Source organism: Lentzea sp. NPDC042327, assembly GCF_040647275.1.
In the GTDB taxonomy this organism is placed as follows: Bacteria; Actinomycetota; Actinomycetes; order Mycobacteriales; family Pseudonocardiaceae; genus Lentzea.
This window is the reverse complement of sequence record NZ_JBEZBX010000004.1, coordinates 455907-478723: the sequence shown is the minus strand read 5'-3', so window position 1 is coordinate 478723 and position 22817 is coordinate 455907. Positions and strand designations below refer to the sequence as shown.

Here is a 22817-nt window from a genome sequence, read left to right as displayed (position 1 = left end):
ACATGCCGGACAAGCCCCAGATCTGGTTCCTCACCGGCAGCCAGCACCTCTACGGCCCCGAGACGCTCGACCAGGTGGCCGCGCAGTCGCAGCAGATCCAGCGGATGCTGAGCGACTCCGGCAAGATCAGCGCGGAGATCGTGTGGAAGCCGGTGCTCACCGACTCCGGTGCGATCCGCGCGGTCATGCAGGAGGCGAACAACGACCCGTCGTGCGTCGGGATCATCGCCTGGATGCACACCTTCTCGCCGGCGAAGATGTGGATCACCGGCCTGGACCTGCTGCGCAAGCCGTTGCTGCACCTGCACACGCAGCTCAACGAGGCGTTGCCGTGGTCCACCATCGACATGGACTTCATGAACCTCAACCAGGCAGCGCACGGCGACCGCGAGTTCGCCTACGTGCAGACCAGGATCGGGGTGGCCCGCAAGACCGTGGCCGGGCACGCGAGCGATCCCGTTGTCGCACAGCGGATCGACGGCTGGGCACGGGCGGCGGCCGGTAGCGCGCACATGCGCAACCTGCGGCTGGCGCGGTTCGGCGACAACATGCGCGACGTCGCCGTGACCGAGGGCGACAAGGTCGAGGCGGAGCTGCGGTTCGGCGTCTCGGTCAACACCTACGGCGTCAACGACCTCGTCGCCGTGGTCGACGCGGTGGCCGACGCCGACGTCGACCTGCTCGTCACCGACTACGCCGAGGCGTACCGGCTGGCACCGGAGCTGGCGCGCGGGGGAGAGCGGCACGACTCGCTGCGCTACGCCGCCCGCATCGAGATCGGCCTGCGGTCCTTCCTCGACGACGGCGGGTTCGGCGCGTTCACCACGAACTTCCAGGACCTGGGCGGGCTGCGGCAGCTGCCGGGGCTCGCGGTGCAGCGGCTGATGGCCGACGGCTACGGCTTCGGCGGCGAGGGCGACTGGAAGACCTCGGCCCTGCTCGCCGCCGTGAAGGCGATGGGCACCGGCACCGGGCGCGGCACGTCGTTCATGGAGGACTACACCTACCACTTCGGGCCGGGCACGCCGAAGATCCTCGGCGCGCACATGCTGGAGGTCTGCCCGACGATCGCCACCGCGCAGCCGTCGTGCGAGATCCACCCGCTGGGCATCGGCGACCGGGAGGACCCGGTGCGGCTGGTGTTCGACGCGGCGACCGGGCCCGCCGTCGTGGTCGGCCTGGCCGACCTCGGCGACCGCTTCCGCCTGGTGGCCAACGAGGTCACCGTCGTGGAGCCGGACGAGCCGCTGCCGAAGCTGCCGGTGGCGCGCGCGGTGTGGCAGCCGGCGCCGTCGCTGTCGACGTCGGCGGAGTGCTGGCTCACCGCCGGCGGGCCGCACCACACCGTGATGACCCAGGCGGTCGGAGCGGAGGTGCTGCGGGACTTCGCCCAGATGGCGGCCACCGAGCTGGTGCTGATCGACGCGGACACCACGCCCGCCTCGTTCGTCGACCGGCTGCGCTGGAACCAGGCCTACCACCGCCTGGCCATGGGAATGAGCTGACGGGCGAGGAACTCCGCCAGCTGACGCCACATCGCGACGGGGTTGGAGTACATCGGCAGGTGCCCGCTGTGCGGGACCTCGGCGAGCTCCACCCCGTTCGCGTCCAGCCTCTGCAGGTAGGACAGGCCGGCGCACTGCTCGCCGTACAGGTACATCCGCGGGCAGGGCAGGGCCAGGAACTTCGCGATCAGGTCGCCGTGGTCGGCGAGTTCGACCATCGAGCGGAACACCCCGGCCACGGCACCGCGGCGGATCTTGTGCGGCAGACCCGCGGCGTACAGGCCGCTGCCGTAGTGCGGCGCGTTGCGAGTGCGTTCGGCGAACCGGAAGAAGTGCTCGGCCGGGTCCGGTGCCATCAGCGCCTGTCGGCTCAGCAGGCAGTCCTCCGGCGCGAGCACGCCCTTGATGTTCACGAAGCTCAGCACCCGCCGCGGTAGCCGGTGTGCGAGCAGCAACCCGGTGAGCCCGCCGGTGGAGTGCCCCACCAGGTGGAACCGGTCGATGCCCGCGTGGTCGAGCACCGCGTGCGCGGCGTCCACCAGGAACGGGATGTCGACGGCGGCGAGGTCGGCGCACTCGGTGGCGCCGCTGCCCGGTGCGTCGTAGGCGAGGAACGCGCGCCCGGCGAAGTCGTGCCGCTGGGTGATGTCGAGGTAGTCCTCCTTGCTCGTGCCGAAGCCGTGCAGGAAGACGATCGGCGCGTCAACCCCTTCGCGGCGCACGGACGCCACCGCCAGGTCCACCCCGCGAACGCGCAGCGGGAGCTGTTCGTGCACGACGTTGTCTGCCGGCGGCATGGCGGTTCCCCGATCGTCGCAGGTGCGGTCTGCGCAACGAGCAGTGAGCATGCCATTGCACTGTGAACGCTCACAAGTGGTTGAACCCTTCACGACGGTGATCCGTATTCCGCTGTGCCGGCAGAAGAGCAGTCCACCACAGTCGTGAGGTTCGAATATGTCGAGAGCACATGCACGACCGGAACGGGGCAAGCGCCGGCTGATCGCGGGCATCGCGGTGGCGGGCACGCTGACGGCGGTCACGGCCGCCGTCGCCTTCGCGGCCACCGGGTCCGGTGACGGCAGCCAGTCGATCGCCTGCCCGCAGCCGGTCGTCCCGGCGGTCCCCGCACAGGCGCAGGCCGAGGTGCAGCGCGAGCTGGTCAACCTGGACACGCAGATCGCCGAGGCGAACGAACGACTCCGCACCTCCGCGGGCCAGGGCGGCCCGAATTTCGTGCAGAACGCGATCCTCGGCCCCTTGGCGAGCAAGCGCGTCGCCGCGCTCAACCGGATCGAGACGGCGATCGGCCGCGTCGCCGACAAACCGGAGGGCCTGGAGCGGTTCGCGAGCTGCGGACTCGGCCAGGCACCCGCGGTCGGCCCGGCGCCCGTCACGACCACGCGGGCGAACGCGGGCAACGGCAACAACAACGGCGGCAACAACAACGGCGGCAACAACAACGGCGGCGGGAACAACGCGGTCGCCGGTGCGATCGCGTGCCCGGCACCGGCCGTGCCCGACGTACCTGCCGCGGCACGGGCCGAAGTGGACCGCGAGCTCGCGAACCTCGACAGGCAGATCGCCGAGGCGAACGAGCGGTTGCGCACCTCGGTGGGCCAGGGCGGTCCTAACTTCGTGCAGAACGCGATCCTGGGTCCGTTGGCGGACAAGCGGGTCGCGGCTCTCAACCGGATCGAGACGGCGATCGGCCGCGTGGCCGTGAAGCCGGAGGGCCTGGAGCGCTTCGCCACCTGTTCGCTCAGGTGACACCTCTCCTCGGGGGTGTGCGTCTCCGGGGGTCCTGTCGAACGGGTGCGGTCCCGTTCGACAGGACCTTGACGTCCCGTGAGCGGCCTCGGTGGTTGTTAGCGTGAACATCGCGCGTTCAACGCAGAACCGATGACCAGAACGCTCGCTCTGCTGGCCGCGTCCGCGGTCAGTCTGTCCACTGTGGCCGGTGCTGCTACCGCACCCGTTCCGCGCAGGTAGTCCACTCCGAACGGTCGATTGAACCGGCGGGGCGAACCCCTGGGGTTGTCGATGGTTGAACGACAACAGGGGTTGTGGTGACGCGCAGGAGTTTGCTCGTGGTCTTGGTACTGCTCACCGGAGCGTGCACGGCGGAACCGCCCACAGCACCACCGCCCTCGCTCGTCAACGAGGAGACGATCTCCCGGGGCGTGCTGCACCACGTGCGGGACGTGCTCGACCCCAGGGCGGTCGAGCTGGCCGACGGCACGACGGTGCGTGTGGCCCAGCTGGCGCCACCGGCGGACTGCTGGGCGGAGGCGGCGCTCGCGTTCGCGCGGACGACGCTGCTGGCCGGCGCGGTGCGGGTCGACTTCCTCAGCGGCGGCGTCAAGATCGTGCCGGCGGACGGTGCCGACTACGCGCAGCTCGCGGTGCGGCAGGGTGTGCTGCGGGCCCAGGACGTGGACGGCGGCCCGCTGCCGGCCGCCGAGTCCCAGGCCGCAGCCGCAGACCTCGGCCTGTGGGGCGAGCCGTGCAACGGGCTCGACCTCGTCCCCGGCCCCGGACCGGTACCGGTGCCGCCTCTCCCGGCGCCGGTACCGCCCCCTCCGCCCGCGCCGGGCGCCACGGCACCGGCACCCACCGCGGTCGTGCCGCCGCGTCCGGCCCCGGCACCGACGACGACGGTCCCGCCGCGACCACCTGCCCGGGTCTGCGCCGTCGCCTACCGGGTCACCGGCCAGTGGCCCGGCGGGTTCCAGGCCGGCGTGACCGTGCGCAACACCGGCACCCGGCCGGTCAACGGCTGGACGCTGCGGTGGACGTTCGGCAGCGGGGAGTCCGTGACGGGCATGTGGAACGCGACCGCGCGCCAGTCCGGTTCCACCGTGCACGCCGCCAACGCGAGCTACAACGCGCAGCTCCCGGCCGGCGGCACGGTCGTCATCGGCTTCACCGGCTCCACCCGCGGCGGTACCCCCGTTCCCGGCACTTTCACGCTGAACGGCGAGAACTGCACCGCGGAGTAGGCCGTCAGGCGCTCTCGCGCACCACCAGGGTGGAGGGGTAGAAAGTGGCGGTGCCCGTGTCGTGGCGGTCGAGCACGGCCTGTGCCGCTGCCGCCGCGATCTGCTCCACCGGGTGCGTCGAGGTGGTGAGCGCCGGGCGGCTCAGGCACGCGAAGGCGATGTCGTCGAACCCGGCGACCGCCACGTCGCCCGGCACCCGGACGCCGAGCGCGTGCAGTCCGTCGAGGACACCCAGCGCGGTGAGGTCGCTGAGCGCGAACACCGCGTCGGTGTCCGGCCAGCGCGCCATGATCTCGACGGCCGCCTCGGCACCGCGGGCGGCGGTGAAGTCGCCGGGGACGACCCTGGGTTCGCCGCCGCAGGCGTGCACCACCCGCCGGTAGGCCGCCACGGCCCGGTCCCCGCACGGCAGCCACGACGGACCGGTGACCATCGCGATCCGCTGCCGGCCGGTGTTCGCCAGGTGCCGCACGACGCCCTCGGTGCCGGTGCGGTTGTCGACGTCGAACGACGGCACGTGCCGCGTGCCGACCCCGATCGCGGCGACCCGGCCGCGCAGGGACCGCGGCACCGCGTCGAGCGCGGACTGCGTCGGGTTCACCACGAGCAGCCCGCCCAGCCCGCGGGTCTCGGCGAGCCGCGCGAGCGACGCCGGGTCGTGCAGGGGCAACCAGTGCAGGGACACGCCGACCTCGCGTTCGGCGGCGGTGTGCGCGGCGGTGGTGAGGACCCGGCCGACGTACGGGTCGTCGAGCACGGCGGCGGTGTGGCCGATGACCGCGATGGCGAGCCGGGTCCCGCTGCGGCTGGCCAGTGCGCGGGCGGCGGCGTCGGGCACGTAGCCCAGCATCGCCACGGCGGCGGCCACCCGGTCGCGCGCCTGCCGGGAGGCGGCGCCCTGCCCGGTGACCACGCGGGAGGCGGTGGCCCTGGACACGCCGGCGGCGCGGGCCACGTCGTCCAGTGTCGGGGTGTGTTGTCCCGTCATCTCCGCAGTATTGCGGTGGAAGCGCTTCCACGTGTGGGGTGTGGCTTTGTGGATCGAGAAAGGAGAACCGGATGACGCTCACGGTGACACGCGGGCAGGTCCGCGCGGCCGCAGCGGGGGTCGCGGTGACGTTCGGGCTCAACGGCGTGGCCGTGGCGACCTGGTTCGCCCGCGTGCCCGTCGCCCGCGAGGCGCTCGGGCTGACCGCGGGTGCGCTGGGACTGCTGCTGTTGTCGATGTCGGCGGGCGCGTTCCTCGCGATGCTCACGGCGGGGGAGGTGACCCACCGGCTCGGCCCGCGGCGGACCGTGGTGCTGTCGGCGGCCGTGGTGAGCACCGGCCTCGCGGTGGCGGGTGCGGGAATCGGGGCGGTCCCGTCGGTCGCGCTGACGGCGATCGGGATCTTCGTGCTCGGCTACGGCTCGGGCACCTGCGACGTCGCGATGAACGTCGAGGCCGCCGAGGTGGAACGCGCGCTGGGCAAGACGGTGATGCCCCGGTTCCACGCGATGTGGAGCCTTGGCACCGTGGCCGCGGCCGGTCTCGCGTCCCTGGTGGCGTGGCTGCTGCTGCCGGTGACCGCGCACCTGCTCGTGGTGGCGGCGGTCGTCGCGGCCGGCACCCTGCTGGCAGCGCGGACCTACCGCTTCGCGGGTGAGCCAGAGCACGGCACCGGTAGCGGCGTCCTGGCCGCGTGGCGCGAACCCCGCACGCTGCTGGTCGGCGCACTGGTGCTGGTGCTCGCGTTCACCGAGGGCACGGCCAACGACTGGGTCGCGGTGGCGTTCGTCGACGGCTACGACTTCGACACCGGCACCGGCGCGCTGGTGTTCGGCGTGTTCGTGACGACCATGACCGCGGGCCGGATCGCCGGCACCGTCGCGCTCGACCGGTGGGGCCGCGTGCCGGTGCTCGTCGTGACGATGCTGCTCGCCGCGGCCGGCGTGACCCTGGCGGTGTTCGCCGGCTCACCCGGGTTGGCCATCGCCGGTGTCGCGGTGTGGGGGCTGGGCACCGCGCTCGGGTTCCCGGTCGGCATGAGCGCCGCGGCCGACGACCCGGCGCACGCGGCGGCCAGGGTCAGCGTGGTCGCGGTGATCGGCTACACGGCGTTCCTCGCGGGTCCGCCGCTCGTCGGGTTCCTCGGCGACCACGTCGGGGTGCTGCGCGGGTTGCTGGTCGTGCCGCTGTTGCTGCTGCCCGCGCTGGCTTTCGTGCCCGCGCTGCGACCGCTGCCGCAGTCAGTCCCGGAGGAGGTCAGCCGCTAAACCCTGGCCAGAAGTCTCGCCCGCCCCCTTCCCCTCCTTGCAGACGCCAGTAGAGCAAGGTCGGGAATGCGGGGCGCTGAAGGCACAACAGCTGGCAACCTGCTTGGACGAGCAACCGCACCGAGCCCGTTCCGCCGCTGCCTGGCACCGGTGGGACGGGCTCCTTGCTGCGCGGCACATTCCTCCGGGGCAAATGCGGTTCGACGGCATTCGATTCGAAGGAACGTCGAACGCCCCACCTCTTCGTCGAATGAATTCACTTCGTTGACGTGCGCCGGAAACGAGCGCAATACTCGCTTCACGCTTGTGTACGTCGTTCAAGAATGTGAATCAGTCGATCGAGAGGGCATTCCCCGATGCGGCTTTTCGTTGGTGCGGTGGTTGTGGCGTGCCTGGGTACCGGGGTGGTGGGCGTGCCCGCGCAGGCCGGCCACGACCCGGCCCGGCAGGTGTTGCCCGCCGGTGACGGCTGGGCGTCCAGCGGGCCCGGCACGACCGGTGGTGCCGCGGCACCCGCCGGTCACGTGCACGAGGTGCGCACGCGGGCGGAGCTCGTCGCGGCGCTCGCGGCACCCGCGCCGCGGATCGTCAAGGTCAGGGGCGTGATCGACGCGAACACCGGTGCGGACGGAAAACCGTTGCGCTGCACCGATTACGAGACCGGCGGCTACACGCGGGCCGGGTACCTCGCCGCCTACGACCCGGCGGTGTGGGGCTGGGAGCGCGAGCCGGAGGGACCGCTGGAGGACGCGCGGGTCGCGTCGGCCAAGCGGCAGGAGGCGGCCATCGCGCTCGACGTCGGCTCCGACACCACGATCATCGGCGTCGGGCGCGGCGCCGGGATCACCGGTGGCAGCCTGCGGATCCACGGGGTGCGCAACGTGGTCGTGCGCAACCTGACCTTCCGCGACACCCACGACTGCTTCCCGCAGTGGGACCCGACCGACACCAGCCCCGGCGCGTCCCCCGGCAACTGGAACTCGCTCTACGACTCGGTGTCGCTGCAGCGGTCCGAGCACGTGTGGGTGGACCACAACACGTTCACCGACGAGCCGAACCTCGACAGCGCCGCTCCGCTCCACTTCGGACGGCCCTACCAGGTGCACGACGGGCAGCTCGACATCACCACCGGCAGCGACCTGGTCACGGTGTCCCGCAACGTGTTCGCCGACCACGGCAAGACGATGCTGATCGGCTCGTCGAACACCTCCACCACCGATCCCGGCAAGCTGCGCGTCTCGGTGCACCACAACGTGTTCCGCAACGTCCAGGAACGCGCGCCCCGCGTCCGGTTCGGGCAGGTGCACGTCTACAACAACCTCTACGAGGGCGAGCAGGTCTACAGCTGGGGCGTGGGCGTGCGGTCACAGCTGTACGCGCAGAACAACTTCATCCGCGGCATCGCGCCGGAGGAGGTCGTTCACAACTGGGGCGGCACCGCGCTCACCGACACCGGCAACCTGGTCGACGGCCGGCCCGTCAGCCTGGTGGCCGCGCACAACGCCGCGTTCCCGGACAAGCAGCTCGGCACCGACGCCGGCTGGACCCCGGCGCTGAACCGCGGCCTCGAACCCGCGCACCGGGTCCGGCACCTCAGGGCCGGCGCCCAGCCCGCGGGGCACCACCTCGTCGTCGGCCAGGGCTTCGCGACCGTGCAGGCCGCGATCGACGCGGCACCGGCGGGCGGTGTGGTCACCCTGCCCCAGGGCGTCTACCGCGAGGTCGTCAAGGTTCCCGCCACCAAGCGCGGCCTGACCCTGCGCGGCGCCACCGGACGTGCCCAGGACGTGGTGGTCGACTTCGACAACGCCAGCGGCACCAAGAAACCCGACGGCACCACCTACGGCACGACCGGCAGCGCCACCGCCACCATCGCCGCCGACGACTTCACCGCGCGCGACCTCACCTTCAGCAACTCCTTCGACCGCGCGAAGCACCCGGAGATCACGGCCACCCAGGCCGTGGCGGTCAAGGCCACCGGCGACCGGATGCTGTTCGACCGCGTCCACTTCCTGGGCCACCAGGACACGCTCTACGCCGACACCGCCGCCGTGGGCACGAAGGCGCGGCAGTACTACCGGGACTGCGCGATCACCGGCGACGTCGACTTCCTGTTCGGCCGCGCCACCGCGGTCTTCGAACGCGCCACCATCACCGCGCTGAACCGCGGCGGGGACCCGAACGGCTACGTCACCGCCGCCAGCACCCGCCGCGACAACCCGTACGGCTTCCTCGTGGTCGACTCGAAGATCCGCAGCGACGCCCCGGCCGGCACCTACTACCTCGGCCGCCCGTGGCACCCCAGCGGCGACCCGGACGCGATCGCCCAGGTCGTCATCCGCAACACCGAGCTGCCCGCCGCGATCAAGCGCACGCCGTGGACGGACATGTCCGGCTTCCCGTGGCGCGGCGCGCGGTTCGCCGAGTACCGCAACACCGGCCCCGGCGCGGGCACCGGTGCCGACCGGCCGCAGCTCACCGACGACCAGGCGCGGCAGTACACGAAGAGCGCCTACCTCGGCGGGTGGAACCCCGCGTGAGGACCCGCACCTGGGCGCCCTACGCCCTGATCGCCCCGACGCTCGTGCTGATGCTCGTGTTCCTGGTCTACCCGATCGCGAGCGTCGGGTGGTTCAGCCTGCGCCAGCACACCGTCACCCAGCCGTGGAAGAACGGCTTCATCGGCTTCGAGAACTTCCGCCGCATGCTGTTCGAGGACCAGCTGTTCTGGCAGAGCCTCGCCTTCAGCGCGAAGTGGGTGTTCGTCGAGGTCGGCCTGCAGCTGGTGCTGGGGCTGGTCCTCGCGCTGATCGTGAACGAGACGTTCGTCGGCCGCGCGCTGGCCCGGTCACTGGTGTTCTCGCCGTGGGCGGTGTCCGGTGTGCTCACCACCGGCATCTGGATCCTGCTCTACAACCCCTCGACGGGCATCTTCCAGCAGCTCGCCCAGTGGGGCATCGGCGATCCCGGCACGTCCGTGCTCGGCGACCCGGCGACCGTGTTCCCCGCGACCGTCGTCACCGAGCTGTGGCGCGGGGTGCCGTTCTTCGCGATCCTGCTGCTCGCCGACCTGCAGACCATCCCGAACGACCTCTACGAGGCCGCCTCGGTCGACGGTGCCGGGCGGTGGCGGCGGTTCGTGAGCGTCACCCTGCCGCACCTGCGCGACGCGATCGTGCTCTCGACACTGCTGCGCGCGGTGTGGGAGTTCAACAACGTCGACCTGATCTACACGCTCACCGGTGGTGGCCCGGCGAACCAGACCACCACGCTGCCGCTGTACGTGGCGCGCAAGGCCGTCGACTCGCACGACTTCGGCTACGGCTCCGCGCTCACGATGGCCGGCTTCGTGATCCTGCTGTTCTTCTCCATCCTCTACCTGAGGCTGTCCAAGTTCGGGAGCCGGGCATGACCCAGACCCTCGTCCGCCCGGAGGTGGCCCTCGACCCGCCGCCACCACCGCCCAGGCGCCGCAGGCAGCGCGACCCGAGCCGCTACTTCCGGCTGCACCTCCCGCTGGTGCTCTACCTGCTGTTCACGCTGATCCCGTTCTACTGGATGCTCGTCTTCGCGTTCCGGCCCGCGGGGGAGACCGCGCTGGTGCCGTGGCCGATCACGTTCGAGCACTTCGACACGGTGTGGAACGGCATCGGGTTCGGGTTGTTCTTCCAGAACAGCCTGATCATCGCCGTCGGCACCCTGGTCGTCGTCACGGTGTTCGCGCTCATGGGCGGCTACGCGCTGGCGCGGTTCAGGTTCCGCGGCCAGCGGGTGTTCCTGCTGGCACTGCTGTGCACGCAGTTCATCCCCGGCGCGATGCTGCTGATCCCGCTGTTCGTGATCTTCAAGGGCGCCGGCCTGCTCAACAGCCTCACCGGTCTGGTCATCGCCGACACGGCGTTCCAGCTGCCGCTCGCCCTGATCCTGATGAGCGGTTTCGTGCGCAACGTGCCGGTGGAGCTCGAAGAGGCCGCGATGGTCGACGGCTGCACCCGGCTGCGCGCGTTCTTCGCGGTGACCCTGCCGCAGCTGCGCCCCGCACTCGTGGCCGTCGGGTCGTTCGCGTTCATCGGCGCCTGGAACAACTTCCTGTTCGCGCTGATGTTCGCGAGCAAGCAGGACAAGTTCACGCTGCCGGTCGGGCTGAGCTACGCGCTCGGCGAGTTCAACACCGACTTCGGTGCGCTCGCGGCGGGTGGCGTCGTCGCCGCGGTGCCGGTCGTTCTGGTCTTCGCCGTGGTGCAGCGGTTCCTGGTGCAGGGACTGAGTGCCGGCGCAGTGAAGGGATAGAGGAGAGAGATGAGAGCACTGCTGGTCGCGCTGGCACTCCTGCTCGGCGCGTGTGCCGGAGCCCAGGACGACAAGACGACGATCACCTTCTGGGACAACAACGGCGGTCCCGGCCGCACCCCCATCTACCAGGAGCTGATCAAGCGCTTCGAGGCCGCGAACCCGGACGTCGAGGTCGAGTACGTCGGCATCCCCAGCTCGTCGGTGCAGCAGAAGTACGACACGGCCATCGCCGGCGGCTCCACACCGGACGTCGGCGGTGTCACCACGTCCTACCTCGCGCACCTCGCGGGGCAGGACGCACTGGAGCAGGTCGACGAGCGGCTGGAGGGCAGCTCGCTCAAGGGCAAGCTGATCCCGGGGCTGCTGGAGACCGTGCGGCAGACGTCGTCGGACGGCAAGCTCTACGCCGTTCCCGCGTCGGGCAACATGGACGTCGTCTGGTACCGGTCGGACCGGTTCGAGGAGAAGGGGATCACCGAGCCGGTCACCTGGGACGAGCTCGTGCAGGCCGCCACCGAGCTCACCGACCCGGCGGCCAACCAGTACGGGTTCACCATCCGCGGCGGCGCGGGGTCCGTCTTCCAGCTGCTGTCCGAGGCCTACTCCTACTCCGGTGTCGAGAAGTTCTACGACGGCGGGAAGAGCACGGTGGCCGACCCGCGCAACGCCGAGCTCGTGCGCAAGGTCGCCGACCTCTACAAGAAGGCGACGCCCGAGGCCGACGTCAACAACAACTACACCCAGATGGTCGCCCAGTTCACCGGTGGCACGGTCGCGATGATGCACCACAACCTCGGGTCGACCGCGGACGTCATGAAGACGCTCGGACCGGAGCGGGTCGCCGCGATGCCGCTGCCGAAGGGGCCGTCGGGCAAGCGGACGGTGGTGCCGAACCCGACCGACGGGTTCGCGGTGTTCAAGGGCGGCAAGAACACCGACGCCGCGTGGCGGTTCGTCGAGTTCCTGGTGTCCGCGGAGAGCAACGGCTACTGGAACGAGAAGGTCGGGCAGATCCCGGCGAACACCGACGTGCGCGGCGCCGAGTGGATTCAGAAGAACCCGGCCGTGAAGATGGCGCTCGGCGTGCTGGAGGACCCGGCGACCGTGCTCGTGCCGGCACCGGTGCACCTGCCGGAGTACTCCTCGATCACCAAGACCGACACCGAGCCGCTGTACCAGAAGGTGCTGCTCGGCCAGATGCCCGCGCAGGAGTTCCTCGACCAGCTCGCCACCAAGCTGACGACCGCCCAGCAGGACTGGGAGAAGCGCAAATGATCGACCGGGTCGCGGTGCGGACGTTCACGACGACCGCGTGCACGTCCGTCGACGCGGAGGGGCACCGGCACCCGGCGCCCGAGCACGAGGTGACCGAGGCGCTGCTGGAGATCACCGACACCGACGGCGTGACCGGGTACTGCCAGGTGCAGCCGGACCAGCTGCGCCCGGCGGTGCTCGACAAGCACGTGCGGCCGGTGCTGCTCGGGCAGGACCCGTGGGACCGCGAGAAGCTGTGGCGGTTGCTGGCCCGGCGGCAACGCGGCGCGCACGGCGGGTTCACCGACCGGGCGCTCGGGTTCGTCGACCAGGCGCTGTGGGACCTGGTGGCACGGCGGGCGGAGCTGCCGGCGTGGCGGCTGGCCGGTGGCGCCCGCGACCGGGTGCCCGCCTACGCCAGCACGATGTGCGGTGACACCGGCGGCCTCGCGACGCCGGGCGACTACGCCGACTTCGCAAAACAGCTCGTGGCGACCGGGTACCGGGCGATCAAGCTGCACACGTGGATGCCGCCGGTACCGGGTGCGCCGAGCGTCGCGCGGGACGTCGAGGCGTGCCGGGCGGTGCGGGAGGCCGTGGGACCGGACGTCGAGCTGATGCTCGACGCGAGCCACTGGTACTCGCGCACCGAGGCGCTCAAGCTCGGCAGGGCGTTGGAGGAGCTGGACTTCTACTGGTTCGAGGAACCGATGGAGGAGGCCTCGATCAGCTCCTACCGCTGGCTCTCAGAGCAGCTGGCGATCCCGGTGATCGGCCCGGAGGTCGCCTGGGGTAAGCACCTCACCCGCGCCGAGTGGATCACGGCCGGCGCGTGCGACGTGCTGCGCGCGGGCCCGGCCGGGTCCGGTGGCATCACCCCAGTGCTCAAGACCGTGCACCTGGCAGAGGCGTTCAACATGGACTGCGAGGTGCACGGCAACGGCAGCGCGAGCCTGACCGTGCTCGGTGCCACCGACGCGGGCCGGTGGTACGAACGCGGCCTGCTGCACCCGCACGTGGACTTCGACCGGGTGCCACCGCACCGCAACTCCATTCCCGACCCACTCGACGAGGACGGCACGGTCGCGTTGTCCGCGTTACCGGGAATCGGTGACGACTGGAATTCGGAGTACATCGGAGTTCACACCCTTGAAGTGTGGTGAGAAATCGGGGCCCCGGCATTTCGCCGGGGCCCCGATCCGTTAGCGGTAGGTCAGGTCGGATGCGGAGAAGAAGCAGTTCTTCCCGTCCGCGCCCGTACCGATCTTCTTCGGCTCACCGCTCGTCACGCCCTGGTACTTGTCGCAGATCGCGATCTTGCGGCTGCTGTCGCCGACGATCGTGATCCGGGAGAACCGGGCCGTGTCACCGTAGTTGGTGTTGATGCCGACGAGGGCCTTGCCTGGCGAGAACGCGGTGATGTTCTCCAGCACCACGTTCCGCTTGTGCTGCGTCTTGCAGTTGCCGCAGGACCGGTAGAGCTTGCCGAAGTCGTCCACCTGGAAGTTGCGGATGATCATCGTGCCCGGTCCGTTGTGCTGGAACACCTTGTCCGACGCCTTGCGCGCGCCGCCGCCGGTGATGGTCATGGTCTGCCCAGACGACGTGCCCTTGAACGTGGCAGCGTCCTCGCCGACGTCCTCCCACCACACGTTGGAGAGCGTGCAGGTGCCCAGGCAGTGGACCCCGTCCGCCGCCGGCGCGCCGAGCACGACGTTGCGCAGGGTCGCGCCGTCGGCCAGCTGGAAGATCGGGTCCTGACCCTCGCCCTGGCCACCGGAACCGAGGTTCCCGGTGCCGTAGAACCGCTGCATGCCACCGTCGTAGCCGCTGGACGAGACCTTGATCGTGGCACCCACGGCCTTCTGGCCCACCGGGGTGGGGAAAGTGCTGCCCGCTGCCTGTGCCTGAGGTGCGAGGAACGCGGCCAGTGCCGCGGCCAACACCATTGTTGCCAGTTTCTTCATGTGCGCTCCGCTTGAAGTGGATGCGCGGCGGTATTTTATATCGTAGAGCGGTGCTGTTTTCTGTCAACCGCATTCGAACGTTCGATTCGAACAACGTCGAAGAGGTTGACCGGACCGGGTACGACGCGGGAGTCCCGCGCAGCCCGTGGGGATCATAGGACAGTTGTCAACGTTGCCGAAGTGCGACAATCGATTGTCGTATCGAAGATCATCGGGGCGAATGGCTCGACTGTGCGGCGTTCCACGCTGTGGAACCCGATCTTGTGCAGATGACGGATGCTTCGTTAGATGGAGCTAATCGTACTGCGGACAGGCGTCGAGTTCGAATTCCCCGTGCTTGGAGCATCAGCGTGGATCGAAATGTCATGTCGATGGAAGATGTCCTCGAAAGGTCGGGAATGTCGTGTCCACTGATCGTGGTGGACACGCAAGTTCTCGACGTGAGCGAGTTCCTGCGCTGGCATCCAGGTGGCGAAGCGGTGTTGCTCGCAAATCTGGGACGAGACGCGTCCGTGGATTTTCACCACGTGTCGGCGCACGCACGTCCCGGCGTTCGGCACAAGGTGCGGCAGCTCGCCGTCGCCGAGGTCGACGACGTTCCGCCGCCCACCGCGTGGGCGCCCCTCGGTGAGCTGCTCGACCACATCAGGCTGGTGCGCAACTCCTTCGCCGTCCAGCACAGCGCGGGGAGGAACCCCGTTCACGACCTGATCTACCTCGGTCAGTCCTACCGCCACCTCCTGGACGACCACCTCCGAACCTTCGTCCAAGGGTTCTCCGCGCTGCTCGGGCGGACTGCGGATCCCGCGATGCTGCGGCGACTGGATGAGCTCTCAGCCGATGCCCAAGCCCGTGTGGAGGAATCGTTGGCGAAGGCCGACACAACCGCCACCGCGTCGTTGGCGCAATGGATTCAGCAACACTGCGTCGTCCTGTTGGACGATTTGATCGTTCGCACTTCCGTGGCCGTGCGTGCGCTCCGCACGTCTTGCACCGAATCAGCGGACCGCGTCGGGGAAGTCATGTCGGTGATCGAGGATTGGGTCTACAACGATGACGAGGTGGAACTCGATGATGCCTGAACCGGATTCGCTCGCCCAGCACATCGCCACCTGTTCCGCGGGTTCGGCCAGGAACCTGGACGGCGACATCACCGTCGACCACGGGTTCATGCCCCGGACGGTGGCCAGTTCGCCGTTGACCGGTCCGCATGCGGCTTGGGAACAGGTGGCCGCGCGGCTGCCGGAGCTCGCCTTCGCCCAGGACGCCCAAGCGATCATCGCGGACCTCCCGCTGCTGGCCGCAGGTCCGGACGATCTTCCTGACGACCAGGTCAAGCGGGCGGCGACCGTGCTGGGCCTGGTGGCTCACTCCTACTGGCGGTTCGGCGTCGCGCGCATGTACGTGTCCCGCAACCGCGACATCCCGGATCAGCTGCCCCCGGCGATCACACAGCCGTGGCAGCAGGTGTGCCACCGGCTCGGTCGGGACGGTGCGGGGCTCACCCTGGAGGACTGGGTGTTCAACAACGTCACCTTCAGCGATCCCGGCCTGGTGGGACCCTCGGGGGAGTACCGGATCGAGGACGCGGTCATCGAGAACCTGCGTCCCTCGCTCCCGGTGTACGACAATCGCGCCGAGCAGGTGTTCACCTCGGCCTTCTTCGAGATCAACGCCGCGGCGACGCCGATGGTGGGGGAACTGTGCCGCTTGGAGCAGGTGGTGCGCGAGCACGGCCCGGACGCGCACGACGAGGTCTGCCGGGTCCTGCTGGTCGCGGCCGAGTGCGCCCGGCGGGCGACGAAGTCCTTCCGCCGGGTCAGCCCGCGCAGTGACAGCACGACCTTCTGCGACCCGGTCGACTGGGCCAAGACCCTCGTCACCTGGACGGTTCCGCCGCCCGGCTACCCCACCGGACCGAGCGGCTCCGCCACACCCCTGGTGCACCTGTTCGACGCGTTGATCGGCCGCACGCAGTACGACTCGACGCTCGGTGTGTTCGCCCAGGAGCTGCGCGGCAGCCAACTGCCGCGGAAACACCGGTCGTTCTTCGACCTGGTCCGCGACCTCGGCCTGCGCGGGTACGTGGCAGGCCTGGCGGAGGTCGCGCCGGCACGGCACACCACGGCCGTGGAAGCGTTCAACGACGCCGTCTCCGCCTTCGCGGGCGACTCCGGCTTCCTGGGAGTGCACAAGGGAAAAGTGGTCAACTACCTCGGTGTGGGAACGATCGTGGGGCGAAACCAGTCGACCGCGCACGACCAGACCTTCATCGCGGACGCGACGTGGACCGAGATGGCCGGCAAACTGCAACACGCGCGGGACGAGCGCACAGGGCTCGCGATCTGACCCCGCCGGCAACGTCTCGCTGACCGCGCTCAGAAGAGGAACCGGTGACACACCGGCCTGCCCACCACACCTGGCGTGTGCCGTCCGTCCATGCTCAGCGACCACGGGTGATCAAGCAGGTGGTGGTGAGTCCTGCCCCGGTGCTGACGTGCAGGTGGTGCTCGTCCTTCTGCGGACCCGGGTGCTCGGCCAGGTTGGCCAGCATGTCGCCTGAACCGAGGTGCCCGGTCGCGTATCCCGTCCGGACGACTCGATCGGCCACACCAGCGGGCAGTCCGGTGCGGGCCAGGTGGCTCACCAACGTCTTGCCGAGCCGGGGGAGCAGCACGGAGCTGATGTCGTTCCAGTCCAGCCCGGCGTCCTCCAGCGCCTGCTCGGCGGCGTCGCGCACGTGGGCGGCGAACGCGTGCAGCGCCTGCCTGCTGGGTGAGCCGGCCGTGCGGGCGGCACCCGGTTCGAAGGGATCGGAGGTGGGGAAGTGCAGTTCCATCCCGGCATCGCCCGCTGTCGTGATGGATTCGACCACCTGCGGGCCGGGGCCTCTGGTCAGCACGACGGCGGTGGCACCGTCGCCGAGCGGTGGCACCGAAAGCCACCTGTCGTAGGGCAGGCTGCTGAAGTTGTCCGCTGTGGTCACGAGTGCGGAGGCTGCGCGAGGCTCCGCGAGGAGATGGGCGATGGCGGTCTGCATCGCGGCCGCACCACCGTTGGACATCTGTCGTATGCCGATCGCGGCGCAGCGGCGCGCGCCCAGCTCCCGTGCGACACGATGCGGGGGAGTCCACGTCTGCGGGCCCTGGTCGAACACCCAGGCGTGCACCAGCAGCCCTACTTCCGCTGCCGTCACCCCCGCGTGCTCCAGTGCGCGTTGTGCGGCGAGCCGGGCCATCCGGGGTGGTGCGATGTCCGCCACCGGGAGCCGGCCGATGAGCTCGCCTTCGGAATCCGCCGCCGTCACCGAGCCCGCCGTCTGCGCTTCGGACGCCGAGTAGACCTCGTCGGGAAGCCACAGGGCGGTTCCCGCGATCGTGATCGCTCCCGCGACCCTCACCGCGCTGCGCCGTTCAGCAGGACGGGTACGCGCTCAGGGACCCGCGGACCGATACCACCGACCCACACCCACTCCTCGAACGGCAGCTCGAGCCGCAGATCGGGGAACCGGCTGAACAACCCGCGCAGAGCCGCGACCGCCTCGATGCGCGCGAGGTGACCGCCGGGACAGCGGTGCACTCCGCCGCCGAAGGAGAGGTGCCCCTGCCGGTTCCCGGCGTCCACCGCGCGGTTCGCGGCTGGGATCAGCACCAGGACCGCATCGCCTGGTGCGACGGAGTGGCCGTCGAGGTCCATCGGCTCGGTGGCGAACCGCCAGCCGGTGAAGGGGATGGGCGGTTGTTCGCGGAGCAGTGACTCGACCACGGCGTCAGCGTCGCCGTGCAGCAGTTCGGCACGCGCGTGGCTGTCGGCCTGGACCAGTGCGACGCCGCGGGAGATGAGCGCGATCACCGGGTCGGCGGCGGCGATCATCAGCAGCGCGAGGTTCGACATGGTCTCCCGCTTGCGCAGCCTGCCATCCCGCTGGGCGGCGAGCAGATCTCCCAGCAGGTCGTCGCGGCCTTCTTTCGACATGCCCTCGGCCAGTGCCCCGTTCAACGCCTGGACGAGCAGGGGATAAGCCGCCAGCATGTCCGGATCTGCCGGGTGTTGCGGCCCGAACAGCTTGCTGCCGTGGGTGACGATGGCTCGGGTGAAGTCCTCGCGCACCCCGAAGAGCTGTCCGATCACGTCCGTGACCAGGGGGACCGCGAAGTCCTCGACCAGTTCCGCCGTGCCGGCTCCGGCGATGGTGTCGAGCCGGTGGTGCACCAGCGTCTCGACCATCGGCCGTGCGGTGGTCAGCGCGGCACCGGACAGCCGCCTGCCGATGACGCGCCGGATGCGCACGTGGTCGTCGCCGTCGAGGTTCATGATCGTGCGACCACCCACGGAGGCGAAGTCGTCCGGCACGCGGCGGGAGCCGACGGGCTGGCCGTACCGCGCCACCCGCATCGGGTCCTTCACCAGCCGCGGGTCGCGCAGGGTCCGTTCGGCGAGGTCGCGTTCGGTGATCAACCACGCCGGCACCTCGCCGGGGAGCGAGATGCGGTGCACGGGGCCGCTGTCGGCGAGCTCGTCGAAGACCGCGGGATGAGGAGAGGTGGTGTAGTCGCTCGTGTGCAGCGGACAACGCACAGCTCGCGCTGTCATCGGGCGGACTCCTCGTCCTGCTCCGCGATCGCGGCTGCCAGTTCGCCGATGGTGCGCACGGTGACCAGTCGGTCGTCCGCCAGCTCGAAGCCCAGCACACCTTCGACGTGGATCAGACCGCGCAGCATCGCGAGAGAGCTCATGTTCGGCATCCCGACGAGCTCGACGTCCTCACCGAGGTCGGTGTCCTCGCGTTCGACTTCCAGCGCGTGCGTCAACGCGCTGCGGACGAGCTCCAGGTAGTCGGTTTCAGTGCGAGCCGTGTCGGCCATGGTTGAACTCCTTCGCAGGAAAGACTGGTTCCGCCTTGAGCGGACCGTCAGGATCCGGTCAGCTGGCGGAACAACCGCGAGGTGAGCCTGCGTTGCCACTTGCCACTGGTCGTGCGCGGCAACGTGTTGCGCGGCACCGCGTACACGTCGACCGAGCCGAGGTCCAGACGTGCTGACACAAGTCCTCGAACCTTGTCGCCCAGTTCGGCGCCGGCTGCCGGATCGGACGTCTCGAGCACCACGACGACGCGTTCTTCGTCGGTGTCGGCGAACGCGACACAGCGACCGAGCTCCGGTGGCAGCAGTGTGCGCGCGACGTCTTCGACGTCCTCGGCGTAGAAGTTGCGGCCCGCAACGATGATCATGTCCTTGCGCCTGCCGGTCACGTAGAGCTCACCGGCGATCCGCACGCCCAGGTCACCGGTCTGCAACCAGCCGTCGCGGATCGCCGTCGCGGTCGCGACGGGGTCGTCCCAGTACCCGGTCATCACCGAGGGCCCGCGCAGCACGATCTCGCCCACGGAGCCGTCCGCGACCTCCGTTCCGTCGTCGGCGAGCAGCTTCAGCTCCATGCCGGGCACGGGCCGGCCGACCGACACGAGTCCGATCCCGTCCGAGGAACCGTCCGGCACGCGAACGGCGACCCGTCGATCTCCGAGCGACGCGCGGTCGAGCCACAACGCCCGAGCGGGCGTACCCGGCTCCGGGCAGGCGACCGACAACGTCGCCTCCGCCATGCCGTACACGGGGAACAACACGCCGGGGGCGAGCCCGGCGGGGCCCAGCGCGGCCGAGAAGCGCTCGACCGTGCCGGGTTTCACGGGTTCGCCACCGTTGAGCGCCAGTCGCCACCTGCTCAGGTCGAGCCCGTCGAGCAGACCGTCGTCGTAGGCCGTGGCGATGCGGTCGTAGGCGAAGTTGGGACCACCGAACGCAGTGGCACCAGCGGCACTCATGTGTTCGATGACCTTGCGCGGCCTGCGGATGAAGTGCCACGGCGAGAACAGGTGCAGCTCGTAGCCCGACCACAGTCCGAAGAGGATCGTGATGAGACCGAAGTCGTGGAACACAGGTACCCACGACACGAAGATGTCCCCCGCGGCGACGCCGCTCGCGGACGCCGTCGACGCGAAGCAGGCGAGCACGGCCGAATGGGACAGCACGACGCCCTTCGGCCGGGAGGTGCTGCCCGACGTGAACTGGACGACGGCGGGGGACTCGGGTCGCGCGGAAGACGCGATCCTCGGCTTCGGCGCGCAGTCGCTGACCCGCACCACGCGCAACTCCGGATGGCGCGCGGCGAGTTGTTCGGCCACACCGATCTGGCTGTCCGTGACGACGACGTGGGTCAGCAGGCCCGCCACGGGACCGAGCGCGGCGGCGACGGACTCGGGAGGCGTCGGCATCGGTGGCACCGGCAGCACGGTGATCGCTCCGCCGGCGGCCCAGACACCGAACACGGCAGGCAGAAAACCTGGCTCGGTGCCGGACAGGACTCCGACGACGGAGCCCTCCTCGACACCGGCCCGCAGGAGCTCATCGGCCACGCCCCATGCCAGCGCGGGCACGTCCGCATGGCACTGCTGTTCACCGGTGACGGGAAACCGGACGAGCACGCCACCGTGTTCGTCGTCGAGGTGGTCGATCAGTTCGGCGAGGGTGGTCGCGGCGGCACGGCCGTCATTGGGCATGCGGGGTTCCTGATCTGCGCGATGTTCGGAGGGTGGTGGTCCGGGTGGTGACATCGCCCGGCGTTCTGTTCAGCTGCGCAACCGGACGGGGACGCGTCCTGGCCCCCGGGGCCCGAAACCACCTCGCCAGATCAGCTCGGTGCCGGGGACCTGCAACTGGACGGAGGGGAACGCGCGGAAGAGGGCGGGCAGTGCCGTCGCGGCCAACCGTCGTGCGAGCGACTGGCCGGGGCAGCGGTGCCGGCCGCCGCCGAACGCGAGGTTCCTCTCGGGCCGCCGCTCCGCCGGAGCACGTTCACCTGGAGCCGCAGGAGCGCCGGAAGGGCAGGCCGGTGGAGCGGGCTCGCTGTTCGCCGTGGCGATGAGGACCATCACGGCGTCGCCCGCGCGCACCTGTTGCCCGGCGATCTCCATCGTCTCCGTGGCGAACCGCCAGCTCGTGAACGGAATGGGAGGCTGCTGGTAGAGCAGGTCCTCGACGACCGCCATCGGGTCGCCGCTGAGCATCGCGTCGCGCAGGAGCGGGTCGTCGTGCAGCGCGACCGCGGAATGAGCCAGCATCTTCACCGGACCGCCGGTCGCCGCGATCATCACCATGGCCAGGTTGGACGCCGCCTCCCGCCTGCTCACGAGCCCGTCGCGCACCGCGCACGCGAGCCCTCCCAGGAGGTCGTCCGCGCCCTCCGCGGTGGAACCCTCCGCAACAGCGCGGCCTGCGGCAGCGGTGACCTGCCGGTACGCGTCGATCATCGCCGGTGCGGTCGGGTCGTCCGGGCCGAACAACAACGCCCCTCCGGTCATGATGATCTCGTTCAGTTCCGGTGGGACACCGATGATCCGGCCGATGACGTCGTTGACGAGGGGTACGGCGAAGTCCGCGACGAGGTCAGCGGTCTCCTCGGCGGCGAGGGCGTCGACGTGGTGCCGGACCGTCTCGGTCAGCACGGTCTGCTTGCGGGCGACGGCGCTGTCGACGAGGTACCTGGTGATCACCCGCCGGATCCGCGCGTGGTCGGCTCCGTCGAGGTTCATCAACTGCCGTCCGCTCACCGCGGTGAAGTCCTCCGGCACGCGTCGGCGGCCGACGGCCTGTCCGTAGCGCGCGACCTCCAGCGGGTCCTTCGTCAGCCTCGGGTCGCGCAGCGCTGCCTCGGCCTCGGCCCGCCGCGTCACGAGCCAGGCAGGAGCCTCACCGGGGAGCACGACGTGGTGGATGGGACCTCGCGCGGCCAGCTCGGCGAAGACAGCAGGGGCTGCCGCGCGCCGGTAGTCCTCCGAGTCGAGGGGCCGGAACGAGGTTTCCGCCGGCGTGACCGAGGTGCTGGAGGAGTGGGCAAGACAACTGGGGGTGGACATGGTGTGCCTTTCGCGGCAGGAGCGTCGGGCTCGCACAGTCTCTACTCCGGGCGAACCGTAGGTCGGCTCCTCCTCAGGCGACAACGGCGTGTGCCGCAGGGTGGAACATCGGCTGCACGGCAGCCGGTCCGGTGCACGTCCACGACAACTGTTGCGGCGGTGTGACCGGCTACGGCGTCGCGTCCACCACGGAGGCCGGTGTGCTCGTCGCAGGCAACTGCTTCGAGAACATCCAGGACCCGTTCCACCGCGGCGAGGGCAGCTCGCTGGTCGCGCGCGACGACCACTTCGGGAACGGGCGACCGGGGCGGTTCGGTGAAGACGCTGCCCTGCTCGTACCCGCTCGACGGCGCGAGCAGCGGCAAGAGCGTGGTCACGGCCGGTGCGAGAACCGGGCGTGGCTGAGGGGCCCAGAGGAGTCTTCACCGTGAGGCGGGCATCCCCGCCCTCATCTGGGACCGCTCCCAGAATTCCACTCGAAGAGAGCAGTAAGAGTAACCGGTGGACGAACCGGTGCTGTGTCAAGTGGCGCAACGACAACGCCTTTCCGGTTCAACAGCCGCTGCACCGGCGGCCAGTTGGTCGATGTGGCCCGCGTTACAGTGCCGTGAACTCTGGGAGCGCTCCCAGT

Annotated in this window: 20 protein-coding genes; 12 read left to right on the top strand and 8 right to left on the bottom strand. The window is 70.1% G+C overall.

Features of this window, described 5'->3' with window-relative positions:
* Positions 1-2: 2 nt before the first annotated feature.
* Positions 3-1505, top strand: coding sequence for an L-arabinose isomerase (araA, locus tag AB0A63_RS13015; protein WP_360389452.1), 1503 nt, complete (start codon positions 3-5; stop codon positions 1503-1505).
* Here the strand turns inward: araA and AB0A63_RS13010 are convergent.
* Positions 1475-2302 carry an alpha/beta hydrolase gene (locus AB0A63_RS13010; RefSeq protein ID WP_360389449.1) on the bottom strand — a complete coding sequence of 276 codons (828 nt, stop codon included), beginning with the start codon at positions 2300-2302 and terminating at the stop codon, positions 1475-1477. The genes araA and AB0A63_RS13010 overlap by 31 nt on opposite strands.
* 157 nt (positions 2303-2459) lie before the next feature.
* Here AB0A63_RS13010 and AB0A63_RS13005 point away from each other — a divergent pair, with 157 nt between their 5' ends.
* Both AB0A63_RS13005 and AB0A63_RS13000 read left to right on the top strand, forming a co-directional pair.
* On the top strand, positions 2460-3272 hold the full coding sequence (locus tag AB0A63_RS13005) for a hypothetical protein (protein ID WP_360389447.1): 813 nt from the start codon (positions 2460-2462) through the stop codon (positions 3270-3272).
* A 320-nt stretch (positions 3273-3592) separates the two neighbouring features.
* The gene (locus AB0A63_RS13000; protein WP_360389444.1) at positions 3593-4504 is read left to right on the top strand and encodes a cellulose-binding domain-containing protein; all 912 of its coding nucleotides are present in this window, start codon (positions 3593-3595) and stop codon (positions 4502-4504) included.
* 4 nt (positions 4505-4508) lie between these two features.
* Here the strand turns inward: AB0A63_RS13000 and AB0A63_RS12995 are convergent, their stop codons facing one another.
* Entirely contained in the window at positions 4509-5492 is a 984-nt protein-coding gene (locus AB0A63_RS12995) for a LacI family DNA-binding transcriptional regulator (RefSeq protein ID WP_360389441.1), read from the bottom strand.
* 71 nt (positions 5493-5563) lie between these two features.
* On the opposite strand from AB0A63_RS12995, the gene AB0A63_RS12990 reads away from it, so the two are divergent.
* The 6 genes from AB0A63_RS12990 (at position 5564) to AB0A63_RS12965 (ending at position 13470) form a co-directional block, all read left to right on the top strand.
* Positions 5564-6760: an MFS transporter gene (locus AB0A63_RS12990; protein WP_360389438.1), complete on the top strand. Its 1197-nt coding sequence runs from the start codon at positions 5564-5566 to the stop codon at positions 6758-6760.
* Between the two features lie 356 nt (positions 6761-7116).
* Positions 7117-9300 carry a pectinesterase family protein gene (locus AB0A63_RS12985; protein ID WP_360389435.1) on the top strand — a complete coding sequence of 728 codons (2184 nt, stop codon included), beginning with the start codon at positions 7117-7119 and terminating at the stop codon, positions 9298-9300.
* The gene (locus AB0A63_RS12980) at positions 9297-10172 is read left to right on the top strand and encodes a sugar ABC transporter permease (protein WP_360389432.1); all 876 of its coding nucleotides are present in this window, start codon (positions 9297-9299) and stop codon (positions 10170-10172) included. Before AB0A63_RS12985 ends, AB0A63_RS12980 begins: the two co-directional genes overlap by 4 nt.
* Positions 10169-11050 (top strand): carbohydrate ABC transporter permease, encoded by an 882-nt coding sequence (locus tag AB0A63_RS12975; RefSeq protein ID WP_360389429.1) that lies wholly within the window; start codon positions 10169-10171, stop codon positions 11048-11050. Before AB0A63_RS12980 ends, AB0A63_RS12975 begins: the two co-directional genes overlap by 4 nt.
* Positions 11051-11059: 9 nt before the next feature.
* Complete coding sequence (locus AB0A63_RS12970; RefSeq protein WP_360389426.1) at positions 11060-12328, top strand: sugar ABC transporter substrate-binding protein; 1269 nt, start codon at positions 11060-11062, stop codon at positions 12326-12328.
* Complete coding sequence (locus AB0A63_RS12965) at positions 12325-13470, top strand: enolase C-terminal domain-like protein (protein WP_360389423.1); 1146 nt, start codon at positions 12325-12327, stop codon at positions 13468-13470. Before AB0A63_RS12970 ends, AB0A63_RS12965 begins: the two co-directional genes overlap by 4 nt.
* 39 nt (positions 13471-13509) lie before the next feature.
* Here the strand turns inward: AB0A63_RS12965 and AB0A63_RS12960 are convergent, their stop codons facing one another.
* Positions 13510-14274, bottom strand: a complete 765-nt coding sequence (locus AB0A63_RS12960) for a pectate lyase (protein ID WP_360389420.1) — start codon at positions 14272-14274, stop codon at positions 13510-13512.
* 371 nt (positions 14275-14645) lie between these two features.
* Here AB0A63_RS12960 and AB0A63_RS12955 point away from each other — a divergent pair, with 371 nt between their 5' ends.
* Together AB0A63_RS12955 and AB0A63_RS12950 are read left to right on the top strand one after the other, a co-directional pair.
* Positions 14646-15356 (top strand): cytochrome b5-like heme/steroid binding domain-containing protein, encoded by a 711-nt coding sequence (locus tag AB0A63_RS12955; protein WP_360389417.1) that lies wholly within the window; start codon positions 14646-14648, stop codon positions 15354-15356.
* Positions 15346-16623, top strand: a complete 1278-nt coding sequence (locus tag AB0A63_RS12950; protein WP_360389414.1) for a hypothetical protein — start codon at positions 15346-15348, stop codon at positions 16621-16623. The genes AB0A63_RS12955 and AB0A63_RS12950 overlap by 11 nt, the downstream gene beginning before the upstream one ends.
* Before the next feature lie 94 nt (positions 16624-16717).
* Here the strand turns inward: AB0A63_RS12950 and AB0A63_RS12945 are convergent, their stop codons facing one another.
* The 5 genes from AB0A63_RS12945 to AB0A63_RS12925 form a co-directional block, all read right to left on the bottom strand.
* A complete protein-coding gene (locus AB0A63_RS12945; protein ID WP_360389411.1) occupies positions 16718-17674 on the bottom strand; it encodes a ketoacyl-ACP synthase III family protein in 957 nt (318 codons plus the stop codon).
* A complete protein-coding gene (locus AB0A63_RS12940) occupies positions 17671-18867 on the bottom strand; it encodes a hypothetical protein (RefSeq protein ID WP_360389408.1) in 1197 nt (398 codons plus the stop codon). The genes AB0A63_RS12945 and AB0A63_RS12940 overlap by 4 nt, the downstream gene beginning before the upstream one ends.
* Positions 18864-19139, bottom strand: a complete 276-nt coding sequence (locus tag AB0A63_RS12935; protein WP_360389405.1) for a hypothetical protein — start codon at positions 19137-19139, stop codon at positions 18864-18866. The genes AB0A63_RS12940 and AB0A63_RS12935 overlap by 4 nt, the downstream gene beginning before the upstream one ends.
* A gap of 47 nt (positions 19140-19186) precedes the next feature.
* Positions 19187-20830 carry an AMP-binding protein gene (locus AB0A63_RS12930; RefSeq protein WP_360389402.1) on the bottom strand — a complete coding sequence of 548 codons (1644 nt, stop codon included), beginning with the start codon at positions 20828-20830 and terminating at the stop codon, positions 19187-19189.
* A gap of 69 nt (positions 20831-20899) precedes the next feature.
* Positions 20900-22186 (bottom strand): cytochrome P450, encoded by a 1287-nt coding sequence (locus AB0A63_RS12925; RefSeq protein ID WP_360389399.1) that lies wholly within the window; start codon positions 22184-22186, stop codon positions 20900-20902.
* Positions 22187-22347: 161 nt separating this feature from the next.
* Between AB0A63_RS12925 and AB0A63_RS12920 the strand changes: the two genes are divergently transcribed.
* On the top strand, positions 22348-22617 hold the full coding sequence (locus AB0A63_RS12920; protein ID WP_360389396.1) for a hypothetical protein: 270 nt from the start codon (positions 22348-22350) through the stop codon (positions 22615-22617).
* Positions 22618-22817 lie beyond the last annotated feature (200 nt).